The sequence below is a fragment of the Crystallibacter degradans genome, from assembly GCF_012952295.1.
GTDB classification, from domain to species: domain Bacteria; phylum Actinomycetota; class Actinomycetes; order Actinomycetales; family Micrococcaceae; genus Crystallibacter; species Crystallibacter degradans.
This window is the reverse complement of sequence record NZ_JABBCH010000013.1, coordinates 48,790-67,277: the sequence shown is the minus strand read 5'-3', so window position 1 is coordinate 67,277 and position 18,488 is coordinate 48,790. Positions and strand designations below refer to the sequence as shown.

Here is an 18,488-nt window from a genome sequence, read left to right as displayed (position 1 = left end):
CGGTACTTTGTGACGCGTCGCTCACGGCCCGCCGGGCGGGCCGTTTGCATGCGCTGCCGCTTGGCCTAACGGCTTTCATCCGGCGTGCTGGCAGAGGCATCGGCGGGGGCATCGGCGTGGCTTTCCGAGCCTGCCGGCACCAGCACGGGGCTCCCATCCTTGATGACGGTCTGGTTCAGCAGCGGAATGCGTAGTCCGGCCCGGTCCAGATCACCCTTCAGACGTGCACGCATGGCACGTGCCACGCCCCACTGTTCCAGCGGTTTGGTCCGGATCGCGAGGCGGATGACCACGGATTCTCCCGTGAGCGCCTCTACGCCCCAAATTTCGGGGTCATCCAGGATGAGCCGCCGGTAATCCGGGTCCGATCGCAGCTCCTTGGCCGAGCTCAGGATCAGATCGCTCACCTTTTCGACGTCGGAATCATAGGGCACCGGGATATCGAGCACGGCGCGCGCCCAGCCCTGGGAAGAGTTGCCCACACGCAGGATTTCGCCGTTGCGCACGTGCCAGAGCGTACCGTCCACCGAACGTACCTGCGTGACGCGCAATCCAACCGACTCCACCGTCCCCGAGGCTTCCCCCAGGTCCACTACGTCGCCGATGCCGTATTGGTCCTCGGCCACCATGAACAAGCCGGAGAGGTAGTCCTTGACCAGGGTCTGCGCACCGAAACCGATGGCCACACCAGCGATACCGGCGCTGGCCAGCAGCGGTCCGAGGTTGAAGCCGAGTTCGGTCATGACCATCAGGATGGTCATCACTGCGATGACCACGGTGGCGATGGAGCGCAGCACCGAGCCGATGGTTTGTGCCCGCTGGGCCCGGCGCACGGCCGCGATCGGCGAATCCTGCATCAGCCAGTAGCGCGGGTCTTTGACGCTTTTCCCGATGGCATCGGCGTCGAGTTTCTCGAGCTTCGCGGTCTCGCCATTGGCGATCTTCGTCGACATCCGGCGGATGACTATCCGCACCAGCAGGTTCAGCAGGAAGCCGCCGATCAGAATCACGGAGACCCGCAGCGGTTTATCCATCCAAAATCCCAGGGTGCCCAGCTGGGCTACATCCACGTCCGCCACATTCAAGTCCATAGGAAAAACGCTATGTTGTTATGCCAGCGTGACCAAATGCGGATCGCCGCCGCGGCGTCTTCGGCGATGTGCTGCTGAGTTCCCGCGGCGGAGCCTTCCCGCGCCGGCGGGGCATCGTCCCTAGTCCGACTTGGTCAGCGGGGCATAACGCAGCAGCAGGCGCTTCTCGCCGATGTCGAACTTGACCTTCGCCACAGTCTTATCCCCGGCGCCTTCGAGCGAGAGGACTGTACCGTTTCCGAAGCTGGTGTGGTTGACCTTGTCGCCCACGGTCAGTGCGATGACCTCCTTCTGCGGCTGGACCCGGCCGGCCCGCACGGCGGCGGGCGCCATGGACCGTGCCGAGCCCGGCAGCGACGAAACGTCCTGGTTTCCGCCGGCACCGGCACCCCAATGGGAGCCGCTGTACCGGCTGGAGCCGAAGCTGCCGGAGGACGTGAAAGCCGGGCGCTTGCTGCCTTCACGTTTCCAGTCGATGAGTTCCGGCGGGACTTCCTCGATGAACTGGCTTGCCGGGTTGTACTGGCTCTGGCCCCACAGGCTCCGCGATTCCGAGCGGGTCAAATAGAGCCGCTTGCGGGCGCGGGTCAGCCCCACATAAGCCAGCCGCCGTTCTTCGGCCAGCTCCTTCGGATCCGTCATGGACCGTTGGTGCGGGAAGACGCCGTGCTCCATACCGGTGAGGAATACCACCGGGAATTCCAGCCCCTTGGCCGTGTGCAGCGTCATCAAGGTGACCACGCCCTGGTCCTTGGCCAGCTGAGCGCTTTCCTCATCCGGCGCGTCCGGGATCTGGTCAGCGTCCGCCACCAGCGCCACCTGTTCCAGGAAGCTGCCGAGCGTTCCGTCCGCATTGTCCCGTTCGTATTCACGCACGACGGCGACCAGCTCGGCCAGGTTTTCCACGCGGGACTCGTCCTGCGGGTCATTGCTCTGCCGCAGCGCCGCCAGGTAGCCGGTCTGTTCCAGCACCGCTTCAAGTGCGGCCGATGCCCCGGATCCGTTTGCCACTTCGGTGAGGTCATCGATGAGCTTCACGAAGCCGGCCACCGCGTTGACGGAGCGCGTTGCCATGCCCGGTGCGTCATCGGCCTTGCGCAGCGCTTCCATGAAGGACAACTGGTCCCGCTCGGCGAGCGCGGCCACCGCGTACTCGGCCCGGTCCCCGATGCCGCGTTTAGGCTCGTTGAGGATCCGCCGCAGGTTGACCACGTCGTCCGGATTCACCAGCACGCGCAGGTAGGCCAGGGCGTCCTTGATTTCCTTGCGCTCGTAGAAGCGGGTTCCGCCTACCACCTTGTACGGCAGACCCACCCGGATCAGCAGGTCTTCGATGGAACGGGACTGCGCGTTGGTCCGGTAGAAGATGGCCACGTCCCCCGGGCGCAGGTTCTCGGCGTCCTGCAGCCGGTCGATCTCGTTGGCGATGAACCGGGCCTCTTCGTGCTCGTTTTCGCCGACGTAGCCGATGATCCGCTCGCCGTCCCCTTCCGCGGTCCAGAGGCGCTTGGCCGGACGGTTGGGGTTGCGGGAAATTACGGCGTTGGCCGCCGTCAGAATGGTCTGCGTGGAGCGGTAGTTCTGCTCCAGCAAGATGGTCCGCGCGTTGACGTAGTCCTTTTCGAACTCGACGATGTTGCGCACATCGGCACCGCGGAAGGCGTAGATGGACTGGTCCGAGTCCCCCACCACCGTCAGTTCGCCGGGCGGGAATTTTTGCTCCGATCCGCCCGTTCCGCCGGTGAGTTCGCGGACCAATACATACTGGGCGTGGTTGGTGTCCTGGTACTCGTCCACCAGGACGTGCCGGAAGCGCCGCCGGTAGGAATCCGCCACCGCCGGGAAGGCCTGGAAGATGAAGACCACCTGGGCGATCAGGTCATCGAAGTCCATGGCGTTGGCCTGGCGCATCCGCTGCGTGTAGCCCTTATAGACCTCTGCCACGGCCTGCTCGAACGGATCGGAGTAGTTTGCCGTCGCGGCGTAGGCTTCGTCGTCGATCAGCTCGTTCTTCAGCGCGGAGATCTTGTGCTGGATGGACTTCGGTGGAAAGCGCTTCGGATCCAGGTCCAGGCCCTTGGCAACCAGGGTGATCAGGCGTAGCGTGTCCGCCGAATCATAAATGGAGAAGTTCGAATTGAGCCCAACGTTCTTGGCCTCCCGGCGCAGGATCCGCACGCAGGAGGAGTGGAACGTGGAAATCCACATGTTCTTCGCCCGGTCCCCCACCAGCGACTCGATCCGCTCACGCATTTCCGCGGCAGCCTTGTTGGTAAAGGTGATGGCCAGGATCTCTCCCGGGCGGGCACGCTTGGTGGCCATCAGGTGGGCAATCCGGTGGCTGAGCACCCGGGTCTTTCCGGAGCCCGCGCCGGCAATGATCAGCAGGGGCGAGCCGGCATGCTTGACTGCCTCTTCCTGCTGCGGGTTCAGCCCAGCCAGCAGTTCCTGCGCATCGGGCAAGGCAGGGGCAGGAGCATCGTAGGCAGGGTCAGTCAGAAAATCCATGGTCTTATCAGTCTATTAGCCCCCACCGACACTCGGCGCCGGATTCGCCCACGGCCTAGCCCACGAGGCGCGTCGCCGGCCCGGGGCCATAATGGAGATATGTCCAAGTCCCGCGCGCAGCGCCTCCGCAAGCACGGTCCCGCAGCAGCCGACGCCCGCACTGGTGACCCTTCCTCCACAAAGCCAGCATCCGGCGTCGTCAATCCGAGCACCGGCCGCACGCCGGCCAAGGCGGCAGGCAATGCCAACATGATTGTGATCGCCGGCGCGGTGGCCTCGGCGTTCCTGTTCGGGTACTCGTTCATCCTGATCATGCCGCAGTTCCAGCAGCTGAGCGGCGGCTTGGCGATGCCGGACACGCTGGTCACCGGTTACAGCACCGAGTACGTGCAGGACGTGCGCACCGCCTTCGGCGAGGACGGCGCCGGCCAATACAACTACTGGCACAAAACCGCCGACACGATCTTCCCGTTGCTGTTCGGCTTCACCTGGCTGCTGCTGATCGGCCAGCAGCTCAAACGCGGACTGCTCCGCTGGCTCTGCTGGGCGCCCGTCCTGCTGTATGTCATTGCGGATCTGGCCGAAAACTGGGTGCTGGACTCGATCATGAGTACCGATCCGGTGGGCGACGCATCGCTGGCCAGCTTCCTCACCGTCGCGAAATCCGTGCTGTTCGGCCTGAGCATCCTGGCCGCTCTCTACGCGGTTTTCCGCGGACCACGCCGGAAACAAAATGAAACAACGACGGCGGCAAAAGGGTAAGCTGGATAGGTTCGCGCCTCTGTAGCTCAGTTGGATAGAGCGACCCTCTCCTAAAGGGTAGGTCGTCGGTTCGATTCCGGCCAGGGGCACTTAAACAGGGAAGCCGCTGTCTGCGCATCCCCCCACGGATGCGCAGCCAGCGGCTACCGCATTTGGTGCATCCCAAAGCATTTCAACTGCGAGAACCCTCAAAAGAGAAGTTGTAGCCCCGGGCTTCTTCCCGTTCGCCGGAACTACTCGCGATCACCGTTGTCCTACTTGGTTGACGGCACGCGCCCCTCCCCAGGGCCGCTCCCGCTCTTGAACCGTTCATTTCAAGAGATGGCGCGATCATACGAACGCCTGCCGTCAGTAACCATGTTTATCCATACGATGGACTAAATCAAGCCCGGCAGATGAACAATTGATTAACCCGGGAAAATTCCGCCGTATGTGACGTCAAATACATTATGTGACGTTTCATTACGTCTCCAGCAGGAGTCCCCGCGTCTTCGGCGAGAAGGCCTGGTCCAGCACCAGGCATGCCCCGCCGATGGCCCCAACCTGCTCGCCGAGGTCTGACCCCACCACTTCGAGCTCGTGGATGTCCCTCGCCACGAAGTGCTTTTGGACCTCCTCGCGCAGCAGCGGCAGACCAACCCCGGCCAGGCCGTCCCAGAGCGGCCCGCCAAAGATAATCCGCTGGACGTCGAGCACATTGGCCACCTGCGCCACGACGAACGCAAGATTCCGCGCTGCCCGGTGCACGATGGCCTGCGCCTCGGCGTTGCCCGCTCCGGCCATGCTGGTCAGTTCGAAAATAGCCGCAGTTGTCCCGTCCAGTCCCTGCTCGTCGTGGTTTTCGGGGAAGACGCCGGCTGCGATGCCCTGCCGGATGAGGGTCACAAAATTCAGGCTCATGCCAACGCAGTTCCGCCGGCCGCATTCGCACAGCGGCACGTCGTCCTGCACGGGGAAGTGCCCGATCTCGCCGATGTTTCCGGAGGAGCCCCGCTGCACCTCGTTCTGCAGCACCACGCCGGCACCAAGTCCGGTGCCCAGATAGATGAAGGCAAAGCTGGACGGCGCATCCCTGTCACTCGCCCAGAGCTCGGCAACTGCAGCCGCGGTCACGTCCTTGTCCAGCCACACCGGCAGGTCGATCAGTTCCTCCAGCGGCACCCGCAGCGGCACCCGGTCCCAGCCCGGCAGCATCGGCGGCGAAACCATCATGCCCTCGATCCCGTCGATGGGCCCCGGCGCGGCAAGGCCCACGCCCAGGATCCGGTCGCGGTCCAGCCCTGCAGTTGCAATCAAATTTTCGACGGCGTCCGCCATCCGGGGCACGATGCCATTCGGTTCACCCACATCAGGCATCCGGTGGTCCGTACTGGCCACCACTTCGCCGTGCAGGTTCAGCGCGACCACGGTCATAACGGCAGGATCCAGATGGATGCCGATGGCAATGCGGCTGGAAACTTCCAGCTCCAGCACGGTCCGGGGTTTGCCCGGCCCGGACACTGTCTTGCGGTCTTCCCGCACCAGTCCGTCGTCGACAAGGCGGCGCACTACGTTGGAAATGGTCTGCGGCGACAGGCCCGTGCGCTCCACCAGTTCAACCCGGGCGATGCCTTCGGGCGCGCGACGGATCGCATCCAGGATCACCGCTTGGTTATAGCCGCCAAGACGGCCAAGATTGCTACCGCGCTGCATTAATGAGCCCTGCTCCCCAAAACTCTGCTGTGACTTAGGTCAACCTATGACACTGTAACGAATGACGGACCGGATAGCACTGATAAAAAAGCCCGCGCGCCGCTCAGGGCGTGCGGGCTCTTGCTGCTCAGGGCACGGCCGGCGTTTCAGTCGTTTCTGTGCGGAACTGCGTCCGGTACAACTCCGCATAGCGCCCGCGGCGGGCCAGCAGTTCAAGATGGGTGCCCCGCTCGACGATTTCCCCGCCCTCGACCACGAGGATCTGGTCCGCGGAACGGATGGTGGACAGCCGGTGCGCAATAACGACGGCGGTGCGACCCTCGAGCGCTTCGGTCAAGGCTGCCTGCACTGCGGCTTCGTTGGTCGAATCCAGTGCAGCGGTTGCCTCATCCAGGATGACCACCTGCGGCTGGGCGATCAGCAGCCGCGCAATGGTCATCCGCTGGCGTTCGCCGCCGGACAGGCGGTAGCCGCGCTCCCCCACCATGGTCTCCAGCCCGTCCGGCAGGGACCGGACCATCGGCTCGAGCCTGGCCCGGCGCAGCACGTCCCAGATCTCCTCGTCCGAAGCCTCCGGGCGGGCCAGCGTGAGGTTGCCCCTGATGGTGTCGTGGAACAGGTGCCCGTCCTGGGTCACCAGCCCGATGGTGGAGCGGATCGAATCGAAGCTCAGGTCACGAAGATCGACGCCGGAAAGTTCCACGGAGCCGGAGTCGACGTCGTACAACCTTGCCAGCAGTGAGGCGATGGTGGACTTGCCTGCGCCGGAAGACCCGACCAGTGCCAGGGTCTGTCCGGGCTCCACCTTGAAGTTGATGCCGTGCAGCACTTCCTCGCCACCGCGGGTGTCCAGCGTGGCGACCTCTTCCAGCGACGCCAGCGAAACCTTGTCGGCAGATGGATAGGCAAACCGGACGTCCTTGAATTCAACGATGACCGGTCCCGGCGGGACAGCACCGGCGTCGGGCTTCTCCTTAATCAGCGGATCGAGGTCCAGCACCTCGAAGACCCGCTCGAAGCTGACCAGGGCGCTGGCGATCTCCACACGCGCATTGGCCAGGGCGGTCAACGGCGCATACAGCCTGGTCAGCAGCAGTGCCAGCACCACCACGTCCCCCGGATCGAGCTGGCCGATGATGGCGTAGAACCCGCCCAGACCGTAAACCAGTGCCAGCGCCAGCGCGGAGACCAGGGTCAGCGCGGTTACGAAGGTCCACTGCAGAACCGCGGATTTGATACCGATATTGCGCACCCGTTGGGCCCGGACCTTGAATTCCCGGGACTCCTCTTCGGGCCGGCCAAAGAGCTTGACCAAGGTGGCGCCGGGGGCCGAAAAGCGCTCGGTCATCTGCGTGCTCATCGCGGAGTTGTGGTTGGCGGCCTCGCGGCGCATCTCCGCCAGTCGCGAGCCCATCTGCCTGGCCGGCAGCAGGAAAATGGGCAGCATAATCAGCGCCAGCAGCGTCACCTGCCAGGACGTATTGAGCATGACAATCAGTGTCAGCACCAGAGCCACAAAATTACTGACGACGCCGGAAAGCGTGCCGGCGAAGGCCCGCTGTGCACCGATCACGTCATTGTTCAACCGGCTGACCAGCGCGCCGGTGCGCGTGCGGGTGAAGAACGCAATCGGCATCTTCTGCACATGATCGAACACCGCCGTGCGCAGGTCCAGGATCACGTCTTCGCCCAGGCCGGAGGAAACCCAGCGGGTAACCATGCTCAGCGCCGCGTCAGCGATTGCGACGATGGCGATGATGACGGCAAGCCAGACGATCGTCTCAATACTTGTCTTCGCGACGATCGCGTCGATCACCTGGCCGGCGAGGACCGGCGTCGCAACAGCCAAAGCGGCCGAGATGATGGAGACGATGACAAAGAAGATCAGCTTGCCCTTGTACGGCGCGGCGAACGCCAGGGTACGTTTGACGGTCTTCTTGGAGAACCCGTGCTTGGCCTTGTCCGACATGGAGAGCCGGTACAGCGAACTCCACGCTGCCCCTTCCATGGACATGCTGACTCCTTTTGAAACTGGGAACGAATGTACTAATACAGCCTAGGTCTTATTCCGACGAGAGCTCGCTTTGCACCAGCGGCAGCACCTCGGTTCCGAGCAGCTCGATGGATTGCAGCACGGTCTTCTGCGGCACCGAGGAGAGGTCCATTTGCAGGATGTGCCGGTCGTGCTGCATGTACTGATGGGTCAACACCAGCTTCTCGGCCACTTCCTCCGGATTGCCTACATAGATACCGCCGGACCGCGCCGCCTGCATGTTGTAGCTGACACGGCTGGGCTTGGAAAAACCGCGTTCGGCCGCAATCCGGGTCAACGAGTCCAGCCAGTGGGGATAGAATTTATCCGCCGCCCCCTCCCTCGCCACGAGGCCGGTGCTGCTGACACCCACCTTCAGACGCCCGACGTCGTGCCCCGCCTTTGCGGCTTCGGTGCGGTAGAGCTCTGCGTGCTGCGCGAAGCTATGGACGGTGCCGCCCAGCAAGGCGTACATGACGTTCTTGCCCAGCTTCGCCGCCCGGATTGTCGACGCCGGCGTGCCGCCCGTGGCGATCCAGATATCCAAATGCCCAGCGCCTGGTCTGCCGGTCGGCCTGGGCAGGATTCTGGCGTTGTCGAGCGCGGGACGGAACTTTCCGCTCCAGGTTATTACTTCCTGCTCGTCCAACTGGAGCAGCAGGGCGATTTTCTCTTCGTACAGCTCGTCGTAGTCGGTCAAGGCGGCACCGAAGAGCGGGTAGGACTCGATGAAGGAACCGCGCCCGGCGGTCAGCTCGGCACGGCCGCCCGACAGCAGATCCAGCGTGGCAAACTGCTGATAGACGCGGACGGGGTCCTCGGTACTCAACACCGTGACCGCGGAGCCAACCTTGATGTTCTGGGTCTGGGCGGCCGCCGCGGCCAGCACGGGAACCGGAGCAGAGACCGCATAGTCCGGGCGGTGATGCTCCCCGACCCCGAAATAGTGAAGGCCCACTTCATCTGCCAGCCGTGCCCGCTCCAGCAGATCCGCCATCCGTTGTTGCGGCGATGTCCCTTCCCCCGTCAGCGGATCGGGGTGGATGTCGCCGAAGCTGTAGATGCCGAGTTCCATACCTGCCGCAACCTCTAATCGAAGGCCCATATTCCCCTTTCGACGGCGACGCTACGCACATCACTGACGCTGTGCCGTTCGGGTAACCGCTCGGCCACAGGGGAAGAGTCCAAAAGATCAGAAATGCTCCGGCTGTTTGTGTGGACGGTGCTGATTTCGCCTCTGGTCGTCGGAGGCAGGTGATGGACTGGACTCATGGCAACGCAGAAGTTTTCGCCACCGGTCCGCGGGGTACCCGCGGCTTACTGGCTCGCTGGATACCCACTGCCGAAATGCCGGCCGTGCCGTGTGGTCGGCGCCGGTGTGCTTCCTGCCGTGCTCAAGACTGGTGCGGAAAAGAATTTTGAAGAACTTTCGTGGGACCCGTCAGACGATGTGAATAAGTCTCTGTATTGTCATGGCCGGATGATGGACTGAAGTCATGGCAACGGAAGAGCAATCGGCACCGGTTTCCGGTTCCCCGGCCCCCGGACAGGAGTCCGCGGGGCAGGGGCCGGCGGGGCAGGGGTTTTCGGTGCGCTGTCTTCAGCCGGGCCGGCCCGTGACTGCCGCGCAGCGGCAGGAAGCCCTGCGCAAAGCCCTGGAGCGGCTGGACCTCCATGCTGCCCAGGACCGCAAACGCGGCCTGGCACAGGCACGTGAATATATTGCGGCCGGCAAGCCGCCCAAGCACGCCACGATGGCCGGCTACATGGAGGAGATCTACGCCGAGGCGCGCGGCCCGGTCCTGGACCCGCCGAAGCTGGAGGACTACGGCGAAGACCCGCTGGCCGGCCAAACGGTGCCCGCCCGGGTCGGGGAGCCGGAGCATCTGGGTGCCAGCGCCGGTCTCGATGACTTCGCGGCCTGGGAACGCGAGGAAACCTGGTCCAGCTGGCCGCCGTCGGGTCCGTTCCCCGAGAACTGGGGCCCCGCCGAAGACCTCGAGGGACTGCCCGCGGAACTGTTCTCCGAAACGCACGGGGAGTACTACGCCGAGCGCCTGCGCCGGATCACCGAAGGCACCCCCGCAGACTGGTTCCGCCTCTTCCACGCCACCGCCACCGCCAACAACCCCGGCACCAACGCCAGCGACGCCGCTGATACCAATGACGCTGATGCCGGCGACGGCGGCAGCACCAACGCTGATGATGCCCATGATGCGGCCAGCAACGGTGGCGTGGGAAACGCCGTTGATGCCGGTGACGGCACGGCCACGAAGGCTATTGAGGCGGCCGCGGGGTTGGTGCCGGGGTATGGGGAACTGGATTATCGGTCTGCGGTGGAGCAGCTGGCCGCGGGCCGGCGGCTGGCAGCCTGGCTGGACGCGGGCCTGGTACGCCTGACCCACCGCATCGGGCAAACCGCCGTCGAAGAACTCCCGCCGCCGGATCCGGGTACGCCGCCGGCCGGCCGGGCCGGCCTGGAGGATCTGGCCGAGCAGTCCGTGGTCGAGGAACTGGCCTGCCTGTACCGGATCACCGAGCACCAGGCCCGCGGCCGGTACGAGACCGCCCAGGAGCTGTGCGAACACTATCCGGGCACCTTGGCCGCGCTCACCGCCGGGGACCTGGATCTGGAACGCGCGGGCGTGATCACCCGGCAGGGCGACACCCTGCCCGACGACGCGAAACCCGGCTTCGAGCAGGCGCTGCTGGTGGAGGCGCCGGATAAAACGCCGGGCGAGCTGCGCTCCGCGGCGCGGAAACAGCGCGAGAAACTGAACCCGGAAACCATCACCGTGCGCCGCAAACGCCAGGAACAGTGCCGTGGTGTGTACCTGGAACCGGCGGATGACGGCATGGCGTTCCTGGGCGCGTACCTGCCGGCGGAGGAAGTGTACGCCGCGTACGACCGCCTCACCCAGTCCGCCCGGAGCCTGCAAACCAAGACCGAGACCCGCACGCTCGGGCAGCTGCGCGCCGATGTCTTTATCGATTTGCTGCTGCACGCTGGCATGGAGGCCGGGCCGGCGGCCGGGATCCGGCCCGAAGTCGCGCTCACCGTGCCGGTGTTCACGCTGATGGGCCTGGACGAGGAACCGGCCACCCTCGACGGGTACGGGCCGATCCCCGCCGACACCGCCCGCAAACTCTGCGAGGGCGCGGACTCGTTCTACCGGATCCTGACCCACCCCGAGACCGGGACCACCCTCTCCTACGGCAAAACCACCTACCGCCCGCCGGCCGATCTCGCCCGCGCGGTCCGCCACCGCGACACGACCTGCACCGCGCCGGGCTGCACCGTCCCGGCGAAGGACTGCGACCTGGACCACACCATCGATTACCATGCGAACGGCGGCCACGGCCGCACCGATTTCGGCAACCTCGGCCCGCGCTGCGGCTCGGACCACCGGCTCAAATCCCTCGCCGGCTGGAAAGTCACCCAAACCAGACCCGGTGAATACACCACCACCACGCCCGGGAACCAGACCTACACCACCAAACCCGGCGACACCGGCGCCGGACCACCCACCTTCACCGACCGGATCCTCGACGCCCTGCCCGACAACTTCCGCAACCGCCTCAAACCCAAAAAACCACCACCCGAGACGGAACCTGCAAAAGAACCACCATTCTGACCAACGGTGAAGCAGCCCTACTTAGCTCAGTATCATCTCGCTGACGCCATCCGTCTGCCCAGCGTGCTCTGACTGGTCGGCAGCCGCAACAAGCTCGGTATCGCTTTCGTTCACCGGGACAAACCGGACGGTGATCGCTTTGAATCCGGGAGTGTTGGATTCACGTGCAACCAACTCCCGATGGACCAGGACATTTGCCTCGGGGAAGTAAGCAGCCGCGCAGCCACGTGCCGTTGGATAGGAAACAAGCCGGAAGCTGTCCGCTCGGCGTTCCGTGCCTTGGAACGTGCTGATGACATCCACCAGTTCGCGGTCTTCGAAACCCAACTCCTTCAGATCGTCAGGATGCACGAGGATGACGCGGCGGCCGTTGGAGATGCCACGGTATCTGTCGTCCAAGCCGTAGAACGTGGTGTTGTACTGATCGTGGCTGCGCATGGTCTGCAGGATCAGGTGCCCTTCCGGAGCCGACAGGTATTCCAATGGGCTCACGGTGAACCTGGCGCGGCCGATGTCGGTGGCGAAGGAGCGCGAGTCCCGTGGCGGATTGGGCAGCACAAAACCATTCTTGTTGCGGATTCGCTGGTTGAAGTCTTCAAAGCCCGGCAGCACACGCGAAATGTGGTCGCGGATGACGTCGTAGTCCTCCGCCATGGCCCGCCAGTCCACAACGTGGTCGTCGCCCAGGACAGCCTGTGCCATGCGGGCGATGATTACCGGCTCTGCCAAGAGATGCTCCGAGACGGGCGTAAGGCGTCCACGCGTGGAGTGGACAACAGACATCGAGTCTTCCACGGACAGGAACTGCGGCCCCTTCGGGTGCTTGTCATCCGTATCGGTCCGCCCCAAGGTGGGCAGGATGAGAGAGGTCTTGCCATGGACAACGTGCGACCGGTTGGGCTTGGTGGAGATATGGACGGTCAATCCGGCCCGCTTCATGCCTGCTTCGAGCGCCTCGGTATCCGAGTTGGCCAGCGCGAAGTTCCCGCCCAGGGACACGAAAACATCAACGTCGCCCAGTTCGAAGGCATGCAAGGCTTCCGTGGAGTCGAAGCCGTGTTCCCGTGGCGACTCAATGCCGAATTCCTTGTCCAGAGCTTCGAGAAGCCATTCCTTGGGCTTCTCCCAGATACCCATGGTCCGGTCGCCCTGGACGTTGGAGTGCCCACGCACCGGGCAAGCGCCCGCTCCGGGCTTGCCGAAGTTGCCTTGCAGCAGGAGCAGGTTGATGATTTCCTTCAGCGTGTCCACCGAGTGAGGCTGCTGGGTCAGGCCCAGCGCCCAGCAGATGATGGTTGCCTTGGACTTGGCCAGCATGTCGGCAATCTTGGCGATTTCCATCCGTGAAAGCCCTGTTGCCTTCTCGGTTTCATCCCAGTCAATGGACTTGCGTGCCTCGCGGTAGGCTTCGAACCCTTCGGTCTGCTGCTCGATGAAAGCCTTGTCCACCACTGAGCCGGGAACGCGATCTTCCTCTTCCAGCAACAAATGGCCGAATGCTTGGAACAGGGCCAGGTCCCCGCCGACCTTGATCTGCAGGAATTCATCGGAAATCTGGCTGCCACCCTGGACCAGACCCTCAACGCTCTGGGGGTCCTTGAACTTCATCAGTCCGGCTTCGGGCAGCGGATTGACGGACACGACCTTTCCGCCGTTGTCCCTGCACTCCCTGAGCGCGGAGAGCATGCGCGGATGGTTGGTGCCCGGGTTCTGTCCGACGACGAAAATCAGCTCGGCTTCATGCAGATCTTCCAGCGAAACGGTGCCCTTACCGATACCGATCGTGGGGTTCATCGCCGAGCCTGAGGACTCATGGCACATGTTGGAGCAGTCAGGCAGGTTATTGGTGCCCAGCGACCGTGCGAACAGCTGGTACATGAACGCTGTCTCGTTGGCAGTACGTCCCGAGGTATAGAAAACACAGCGGTCCGGCGTCGTCGCCCGGACGTGTTCGCCAATGAGGGCGAACGCTTCAGCCCAGCTGATGGGCGAATAGTGGGTTTCGCCTTCCCGGATGACGACCGGCTGGGTAATCCGTCCCTGATTGCCGAGCCAATACTCGGTCTTCTCCTCCAGGTCCTTAATGGAATGCTCGGCCCAGAACTCCGGGCCCACGGTCCGGAGGGTGTTTTCCTCGGCAATGGCCTTGGCACCGTTCTCACAGAATTCGGCCGGCTTGCGCTTGCCTGTGATCGATTCGGGCCAAGCGCAGCCTGGGCAGTCGAAGCCGCCATGCTGGTTGACCCGGAGCATCGAACGGACGGTTCGGCTTACGCCGGCTTGGGCCAGTCCTCGTTCCATGGAGACCATGACCGCTTTGACGCCGGCAGCGGCAGTCTTCGGATCCTGGACTTCCAGAGCGTCTTCATTTATGTCATTAATAGGTGCACGGCGAGCCATGACCCCAATGTATCCCGTATCACAGGGGAATCTCGACCTTCACTCCGATAATTCGTCCAGGATGAGCATAAATATTCACAGTGTTACCTCGGCTGAATCCTGCCAACGTCAGTCCCGACTCCTCTGCGAGTTCGACGGCGAGTGATGACGGCGCACTGACCGCGGCCAACACGGGGATTCCGGCGAGGTAGGCCTTCTGCACAAGCTCAAAGGAAGCACGGCCCGAAACCTGCAGGACAGTGTCATTCAGCGGCAGCCGGCCTTCCCGCAACGCCCAGCCCACCACCTTATCGACGGCGTTGTGCCGGCCGACGTCTTCCCGCAGGCAAAGCAGCTCGCCATCGAAGCTGAATAGCCCGGCAGCGTGAACACCGCCCGTCCGGTCGAAAACCTGTTGGCGTTCACGCAGCTTATCGGGCAAGGAGAGCAGGGTCTCCAACGGCAAATGCCGCGATGCGCTGCCAGCCAGCGCGCCGTCGTCGTTCTCTGTGTCCTTATCCGCGCCGGCCGTGTCCGCCCCCAGGATCGGAAAATGCGAGCTTTTGGTGACAGCGTCGATGGACGCCGTTCCGCAGATCCCGCACGAACTCGAGGTATAGACGTGGCGCTCCAGCGAGGTATCGGGAAGTGCGACGCCGGGAGCCAGCTGAGCCTCGATGACGTTATACGTCTGGCGGCCCTGTTCGTCTTCGCCGGCGCAGAAGCGCATGGCGCCAAGCTGCGCAGCCTCCCACACCACACCTTCCGAAACCAGGAAGCCGGCGACCAGATCGAAGTCATCCCCGGGGGTGCGCATGGTGATGCTGAAGGCTTTGCCGCCGAGCCTGATTTCCAGCGGCTCCTCTGCGGCCAGGGTATCCACCCGGCTGTTGGTCTGGCCGTCGAGGCTGAGTCTGAGCACCTTGCGGCGCTGGGTTACGCGTCCCATAAAAATCTCCTTGCTGACTACTGCCAGCTTAATTCACCAAGGCAGCGGCAGGGTACGCAGTTCCTGCCCAACAGCGGCACCCTCCGGAGGAACCACGATGACACCGTCCGCATTGGCCAGCCCTCGCATCATGGCGGACCCGACGTGACCAGCGGGCACAGCGCCCACCTCCGTCATCGCATACGGGATCAACCGGTACCTGCCATCCAACGGGGCGAACCGGGTTCCGGCCGCAACACGGCCCGTGTCCGGCAGCTGCCTTCCGGTCATGCCGGCGAGCAGGGGGCTGCCGAGGGTCAGCAGCGCCATCATGGCGGCGAGCGGATTTCCGGGCAGACCTATCAGAGTCCGCCCGTCGGCGAGGCGGGTCATCAGGGCGGGATGGCCTGGGCGCATCCGGATGGAGGGCGCCAGGACCTCGGACTGCAGTTCGGCCAGGACGCGGCGCAGGTGGTCCGCCCGTGAATGACCGGTTCCGCCGGTGGTGACCACAACGTCCCCGCCACATTCAAGGATGGCTCGGCGTGTGGCCTCAAAGTCGTCCGGCAGCCGGCGGGAGCTGGAAGCTTCACCCCCAAGGACATGGATGATCGAGGGAAGGGTTGGCCCGAAAGTGTCCCGGACCTGCCCGGGCGCCGGGACTCCGGACGTAACGACTTCGTCCCCGGTCAGCAAGAGCGCGGCCGACGGTCTCGGGTACACCGGGAGCTGGTCGTGGCCGCAGACTGCGGCAATGGCGATGTGCGCGGGGGTGAGCTTGGTTCCGGCCGTGATGATCCGCTCCCCCGCAGCAGCTTCTTCGCCGGCGGGACGGATATGCCGCCCGGGCGGGGGCTCCGTAGCCGGAATATCCCGGAGGCGGTGGAGCATGGTTTGTGCCGCAGCGTTTTCCGCTACACCGTATTCGCTCCGGAGTACGGCTTCGGCACCGGCTGGTATCAGCCCACCGGTAACCACGGAGACTGCCTCACCGGGCGAGAGCGCCGTGCCGGGCAGTACCAGCTCCCATGGAGGCGCACCAGCAACGGCCCAACCGTCCATGGCAGAGGAAGCATAATGCGGCACGGCAAACTCAGCCGCGACGTCCTGCGCCAACGTCAGCCCGGTGCAATGCGCCAAGTCCACGGACGCGGGGCGGGCGCGGTTGTCCTGCCCGGTTTTATAAGCCAGTTCCCGCGCAGCGTCCCAGCTCACGGAGGGTTCTTCGTGCCTCACGCCTGTCCGGTCTCGCCAGTTCCGTTTCCGGCGCTTCCGTTTCCTACCGCTCCGGTTGCTCCGGTTGCTTCTTCGGTAGCGTGACGGCGGGCAACTTCATCCGCCACTCGGCTGGCGGCACGCATGGCCACGGCCGGCGCTGCCTGTCCGGTTGCGGCAGCCAGTCCCGCGGCATATCCGACAATAAACGTGGTCACAGGCGCCGCCGGGCGGATCACGCTGTGGGCCGCGACTCCGGCCAGCCCCAGGACTGCCTCAAGGTCCACCGGGGTGTCCTCGATCTCCAGGGCTGCGAGCAGCTCTGCCACGAAAGGTTCAAGCATTTCTTCGGCTCCGGCCACCTGGTCCTCCGATGTTTCTTTCCGCCCTGCGCCACACAAAGCGGGTGCAGGAACAGCTCAATAATGAGTTCAGGCTACGGTGCCGGCGGTGCTATGCCAAAGCGTTGCGCGTCATCCCACGTGTCCACGTCGGCGGTCGCGGTCGACTCGAGCGGGAGTTGCAGTGATTTCAGCCCCTCGAGTAACTTCCGTACCGGCATTCCGGCCAGCCCGTCTGGGCCGTATCCGGCCGCTGCTGCATCCAATGCGGCGCTGGTGACGCAAGACGCCAAGGGTTGGGTGCGGCCATCGGGGTCCACCGGAAGCACCAGCTGAACAGCTGGGTTCCGTTCAGCCGCATCAAGCAGTTGCTGCGGCAGTGTGCCCAGCGCGGGCATGTCGCACGCGAAGATCAAGGTCAGGGGCGCCCTCAAGGCAGCGCCGCCGTCGTCGTCGTTGGCAAAGCCTTCGCGCAGTGCGTTGACTGCCGCGCCGATTCCTGCCGCCGGGCCGGAAAAAGGAGGATCCTCACGCGTCAGAACCACTGCGGTTTCGGGCTCGGCGTCAATGAAGGCTTCCAGTTCCGCGCGAAGCTCATCGGGACCAACGACGGCGATGCGCCGGGCCGCTCGAACATTATCCAAGGTGCGGCGCAGCAGCGATTGGCCGTTGTAGCGGAGCAGGGCTTTGGGCTCGCCGCCCAGCCGCGATGAACGGCCGCCGGCCAGGATGACGGCGTCGAATCCGGACAGGCCCATCAAGCCGCCGGATTGGAGTCGAGGAATTCGCTCCACGCCGGTGCCGGGCGCTCCAGTTCACGGATCCGCCAGTGGCTGCCGCGGGGAGCGCGCGGGGTGATGCGCAAATGCCAGCCCATCTGCTTCAGTGTCCGGTCCCCCTTGGCATTGTTGCAGCGCAAGCAGCAGGCAACGAGGTTCTCCCAGCTGTCGATTCCCCCGCGCGAACGCGGCTTCACATGGTCAACGGTATTGGCCGTCTTCCCGCAGTACGCGCACTCGTAATTGTCCCGGCGCAGCACGCCACGGCGTGTCACTGTCATGTCCTGCGGGTAGGGAATCTTGATGTAGCGGTTGAGCAGGATGACCGATGGCCTGCCGAATATATCGTTGGGCCCGACGACGGGTTCGCCGTCCTCAGCGATGATGCTCGCCTTTCCGGTGAGCACAAGAAGCAGCGCCCGGCGGAAGGTCACTACCGCCAGCGGTTCGTATCCAGCGTTCAGAACGAGTGTGCGCATGCACGTTCCTGTCCGTCCGGCCACGCCCGGGGCTGCGGGACCGACTGCATCCCGGCCATGGTGATTCGACACTGACAAGAGTTAGAGTAAGCGGAATCACGCCCGCGGCGCTAATTATTCGCCCTTCGAAATTGAGCAGGAGTGTTCGCAGCGTCGATGAAACGTTGCTTCCGGCCTTCGCCAGATGGCGACCTCGCCAAATAAGAGCGCACGGCGTACCTACTCGTTAAACCACTTCAGGGTCGTCCTCGTCGGAGGACGACCCTGAAGGTAAAGACGCTAATCCAGATCTGATCCAGCTCCGCCATGGGCGGGCCGGCGTTCGCAACTGGGGCCTCCGGCAGATGCCGGCAGGCCTCCGTACGGCGGAACGCCCGGGATGCGGTACTGCTCTGACTGTGGAAACGTGTCCAGGTAGCGCGCTACCCTGTTGAAGCTCTTAGCCGTTGGGGCGGATGAAGACCGGGCCCGAACCGATGTAAGCATCGGCCAGCGCCGTCGTGTAACCGGTCCAGCCACCATGGATGGCCTGGCCGTTGCCCACGTAGATCGCGATGTGCGGCACACCGGCACCAGCATCGTCGTAATAGATCATGTCGCCCGGCTGCGGAGTCGAAACCTGCGTACCGTACGCCATGAACTGCGCC

The 18,488-nt window shown here is 64.2% G+C and carries 14 protein-coding genes and 1 tRNA gene; 3 read left to right on the top strand and 12 right to left on the bottom strand.

From position 1 onward, the window contains the following. Positions 1 to 65: 65 nt before the first annotated feature. Both HGO92_RS17635 and pcrA read right to left on the bottom strand, forming a co-directional pair. Entirely contained in the window at positions 66 to 1,091 is a 1,026-nt protein-coding gene (locus HGO92_RS17635) for a mechanosensitive ion channel family protein (RefSeq protein WP_205834634.1), read from the bottom strand. A 120-nt stretch (positions 1,092 to 1,211) separates the two neighbouring features. Further along, complete coding sequence (gene pcrA, locus HGO92_RS17630) at positions 1,212 to 3,599, bottom strand: DNA helicase PcrA (RefSeq protein ID WP_169997139.1); 2,388 nt, start codon at positions 3,597 to 3,599, stop codon at positions 1,212 to 1,214. A 99-nt stretch (positions 3,600 to 3,698) separates the two neighbouring features. Between pcrA and HGO92_RS17625 the strand changes: the two genes are divergently transcribed. Both HGO92_RS17625 and HGO92_RS17620 read left to right on the top strand, forming a co-directional pair. After that, positions 3,699 to 4,361: a hypothetical protein gene (locus tag HGO92_RS17625; RefSeq protein WP_169997137.1), complete on the top strand. Its 663-nt coding sequence runs from the start codon at positions 3,699 to 3,701 to the stop codon at positions 4,359 to 4,361. Between the two features lie 15 nt (positions 4,362 to 4,376). Next, a tRNA-Arg gene (locus HGO92_RS17620) sits at positions 4,377 to 4,450 on the top strand. A gap of 373 nt (positions 4,451 to 4,823) precedes the next feature. Here HGO92_RS17620 and HGO92_RS17615 read toward each other — a convergent pair. From HGO92_RS17615 to HGO92_RS17605, 3 genes are all read right to left on the bottom strand, one after another. Next, on the bottom strand, positions 4,824 to 6,053 hold the full coding sequence (locus HGO92_RS17615; protein ID WP_169997135.1) for an ROK family transcriptional regulator: 1,230 nt from the start codon (positions 6,051 to 6,053) through the stop codon (positions 4,824 to 4,826). A gap of 127 nt (positions 6,054 to 6,180) precedes the next feature. Further along, positions 6,181 to 8,067: an ABC transporter ATP-binding protein gene (locus HGO92_RS17610; RefSeq protein ID WP_169997133.1), complete on the bottom strand. Its 1,887-nt coding sequence runs from the start codon at positions 8,065 to 8,067 to the stop codon at positions 6,181 to 6,183. Between the two features lie 49 nt (positions 8,068 to 8,116). Next, entirely contained in the window at positions 8,117 to 9,190 is a 1,074-nt protein-coding gene (locus HGO92_RS17605; protein ID WP_240974724.1) for an LLM class flavin-dependent oxidoreductase, read from the bottom strand. A gap of 391 nt (positions 9,191 to 9,581) precedes the next feature. Between HGO92_RS17605 and HGO92_RS17600 the strand changes: the two genes are divergently transcribed. After that, positions 9,582 to 11,720: an HNH endonuclease signature motif containing protein gene (locus HGO92_RS17600; RefSeq protein ID WP_169997132.1), complete on the top strand. Its 2,139-nt coding sequence runs from the start codon at positions 9,582 to 9,584 to the stop codon at positions 11,718 to 11,720. A gap of 21 nt (positions 11,721 to 11,741) precedes the next feature. Here HGO92_RS17600 and HGO92_RS17595 read toward each other — a convergent pair whose 3' ends face one another. The 7 genes from HGO92_RS17595 to HGO92_RS17565 form a co-directional block, all read right to left on the bottom strand. Further along, the gene (locus HGO92_RS17595) at positions 11,742 to 14,120 is read right to left on the bottom strand and encodes an FdhF/YdeP family oxidoreductase (RefSeq protein ID WP_169997130.1); all 2,379 of its coding nucleotides are present in this window, start codon (positions 14,118 to 14,120) and stop codon (positions 11,742 to 11,744) included. Between the two features lie 19 nt (positions 14,121 to 14,139). Beyond that, positions 14,140 to 15,048 carry a formate dehydrogenase accessory sulfurtransferase FdhD gene (gene fdhD, locus HGO92_RS17590; protein ID WP_169997128.1) on the bottom strand — a complete coding sequence of 303 codons (909 nt, stop codon included), beginning with the start codon at positions 15,046 to 15,048 and terminating at the stop codon, positions 14,140 to 14,142. Positions 15,049 to 15,081: 33 nt separating this feature from the next. After that, entirely contained in the window at positions 15,082 to 16,242 is a 1,161-nt protein-coding gene (locus HGO92_RS17585) for a molybdopterin molybdotransferase MoeA (RefSeq protein ID WP_346769003.1), read from the bottom strand. Between the two features lie 17 nt (positions 16,243 to 16,259). Next, a complete protein-coding gene (locus HGO92_RS17580) occupies positions 16,260 to 16,586 on the bottom strand; it encodes a DUF6457 domain-containing protein (protein ID WP_205834633.1) in 327 nt (108 codons plus the stop codon). Positions 16,587 to 16,678: 92 nt separating this feature from the next. Beyond that, positions 16,679 to 17,341 (bottom strand): molybdenum cofactor guanylyltransferase, encoded by a 663-nt coding sequence (gene mobA / locus HGO92_RS17575; protein ID WP_169997124.1) that lies wholly within the window; start codon positions 17,339 to 17,341, stop codon positions 16,679 to 16,681. After that, complete coding sequence (locus HGO92_RS17570) at positions 17,341 to 17,841, bottom strand: HNH endonuclease (RefSeq protein WP_074699732.1); 501 nt, start codon at positions 17,839 to 17,841, stop codon at positions 17,341 to 17,343. Before HGO92_RS17570 ends, mobA begins: the two co-directional genes overlap by 1 nt. Before the next feature lie 439 nt (positions 17,842 to 18,280). Next, a partial coding sequence (locus tag HGO92_RS17565) for an NlpC/P60 family protein (RefSeq protein ID WP_205834632.1) occupies positions 18,281 to 18,488 on the bottom strand: 208 nt, incomplete at its 5' end.

Coding starts and splice junctions, on each gene's coding strand:
- HGO92_RS17605 (WP_240974724.1), bottom strand. CDS start 9,190: ATGGGCCTTCGATTAGAGGTTGCGGCAGGTATGGAACTCGGCATCTAC.
- fdhD (WP_169997128.1), bottom strand. CDS start 15,048: ATGGGACGCGTAACCCAGCGCCGCAAGGTGCTCAGACTCAGCCTCGAC.
- HGO92_RS17625 (WP_169997137.1), top strand. CDS start 3,699: ATGTCCAAGTCCCGCGCGCAGCGCCTCCGCAAGCACGGTCCCGCAGCA.
- pcrA (WP_169997139.1), bottom strand. CDS start 3,599: ATGGATTTTCTGACTGACCCTGCCTACGATGCTCCTGCCCCTGCCTTG.
- HGO92_RS17595 (WP_169997130.1), bottom strand. CDS start 14,120: ATGGCTCGCCGTGCACCTATTAATGACATAAATGAAGACGCTCTGGAA.
- HGO92_RS17580 (WP_205834633.1), bottom strand. CDS start 16,586: ATGCTTGAACCTTTCGTGGCAGAGCTGCTCGCAGCCCTGGAGATCGAG.
- HGO92_RS17600 (WP_169997132.1), top strand. CDS start 9,582: ATGGCAACGGAAGAGCAATCGGCACCGGTTTCCGGTTCCCCGGCCCCC.
- HGO92_RS17570 (WP_074699732.1), bottom strand. CDS start 17,841: ATGCGCACACTCGTTCTGAACGCTGGATACGAACCGCTGGCGGTAGTG.
- HGO92_RS17610 (WP_169997133.1), bottom strand. CDS start 8,067: ATGTCCATGGAAGGGGCAGCGTGGAGTTCGCTGTACCGGCTCTCCATG.
- HGO92_RS17635 (WP_205834634.1), bottom strand. CDS start 1,091: ATGGACTTGAATGTGGCGGACGTGGATGTAGCCCAGCTGGGCACCCTG.
- HGO92_RS17615 (WP_169997135.1), bottom strand. CDS start 6,053: ATGCAGCGCGGTAGCAATCTTGGCCGTCTTGGCGGCTATAACCAAGCG.
- mobA (WP_169997124.1), bottom strand. CDS start 17,341: ATGGGCCTGTCCGGATTCGACGCCGTCATCCTGGCCGGCGGCCGTTCA.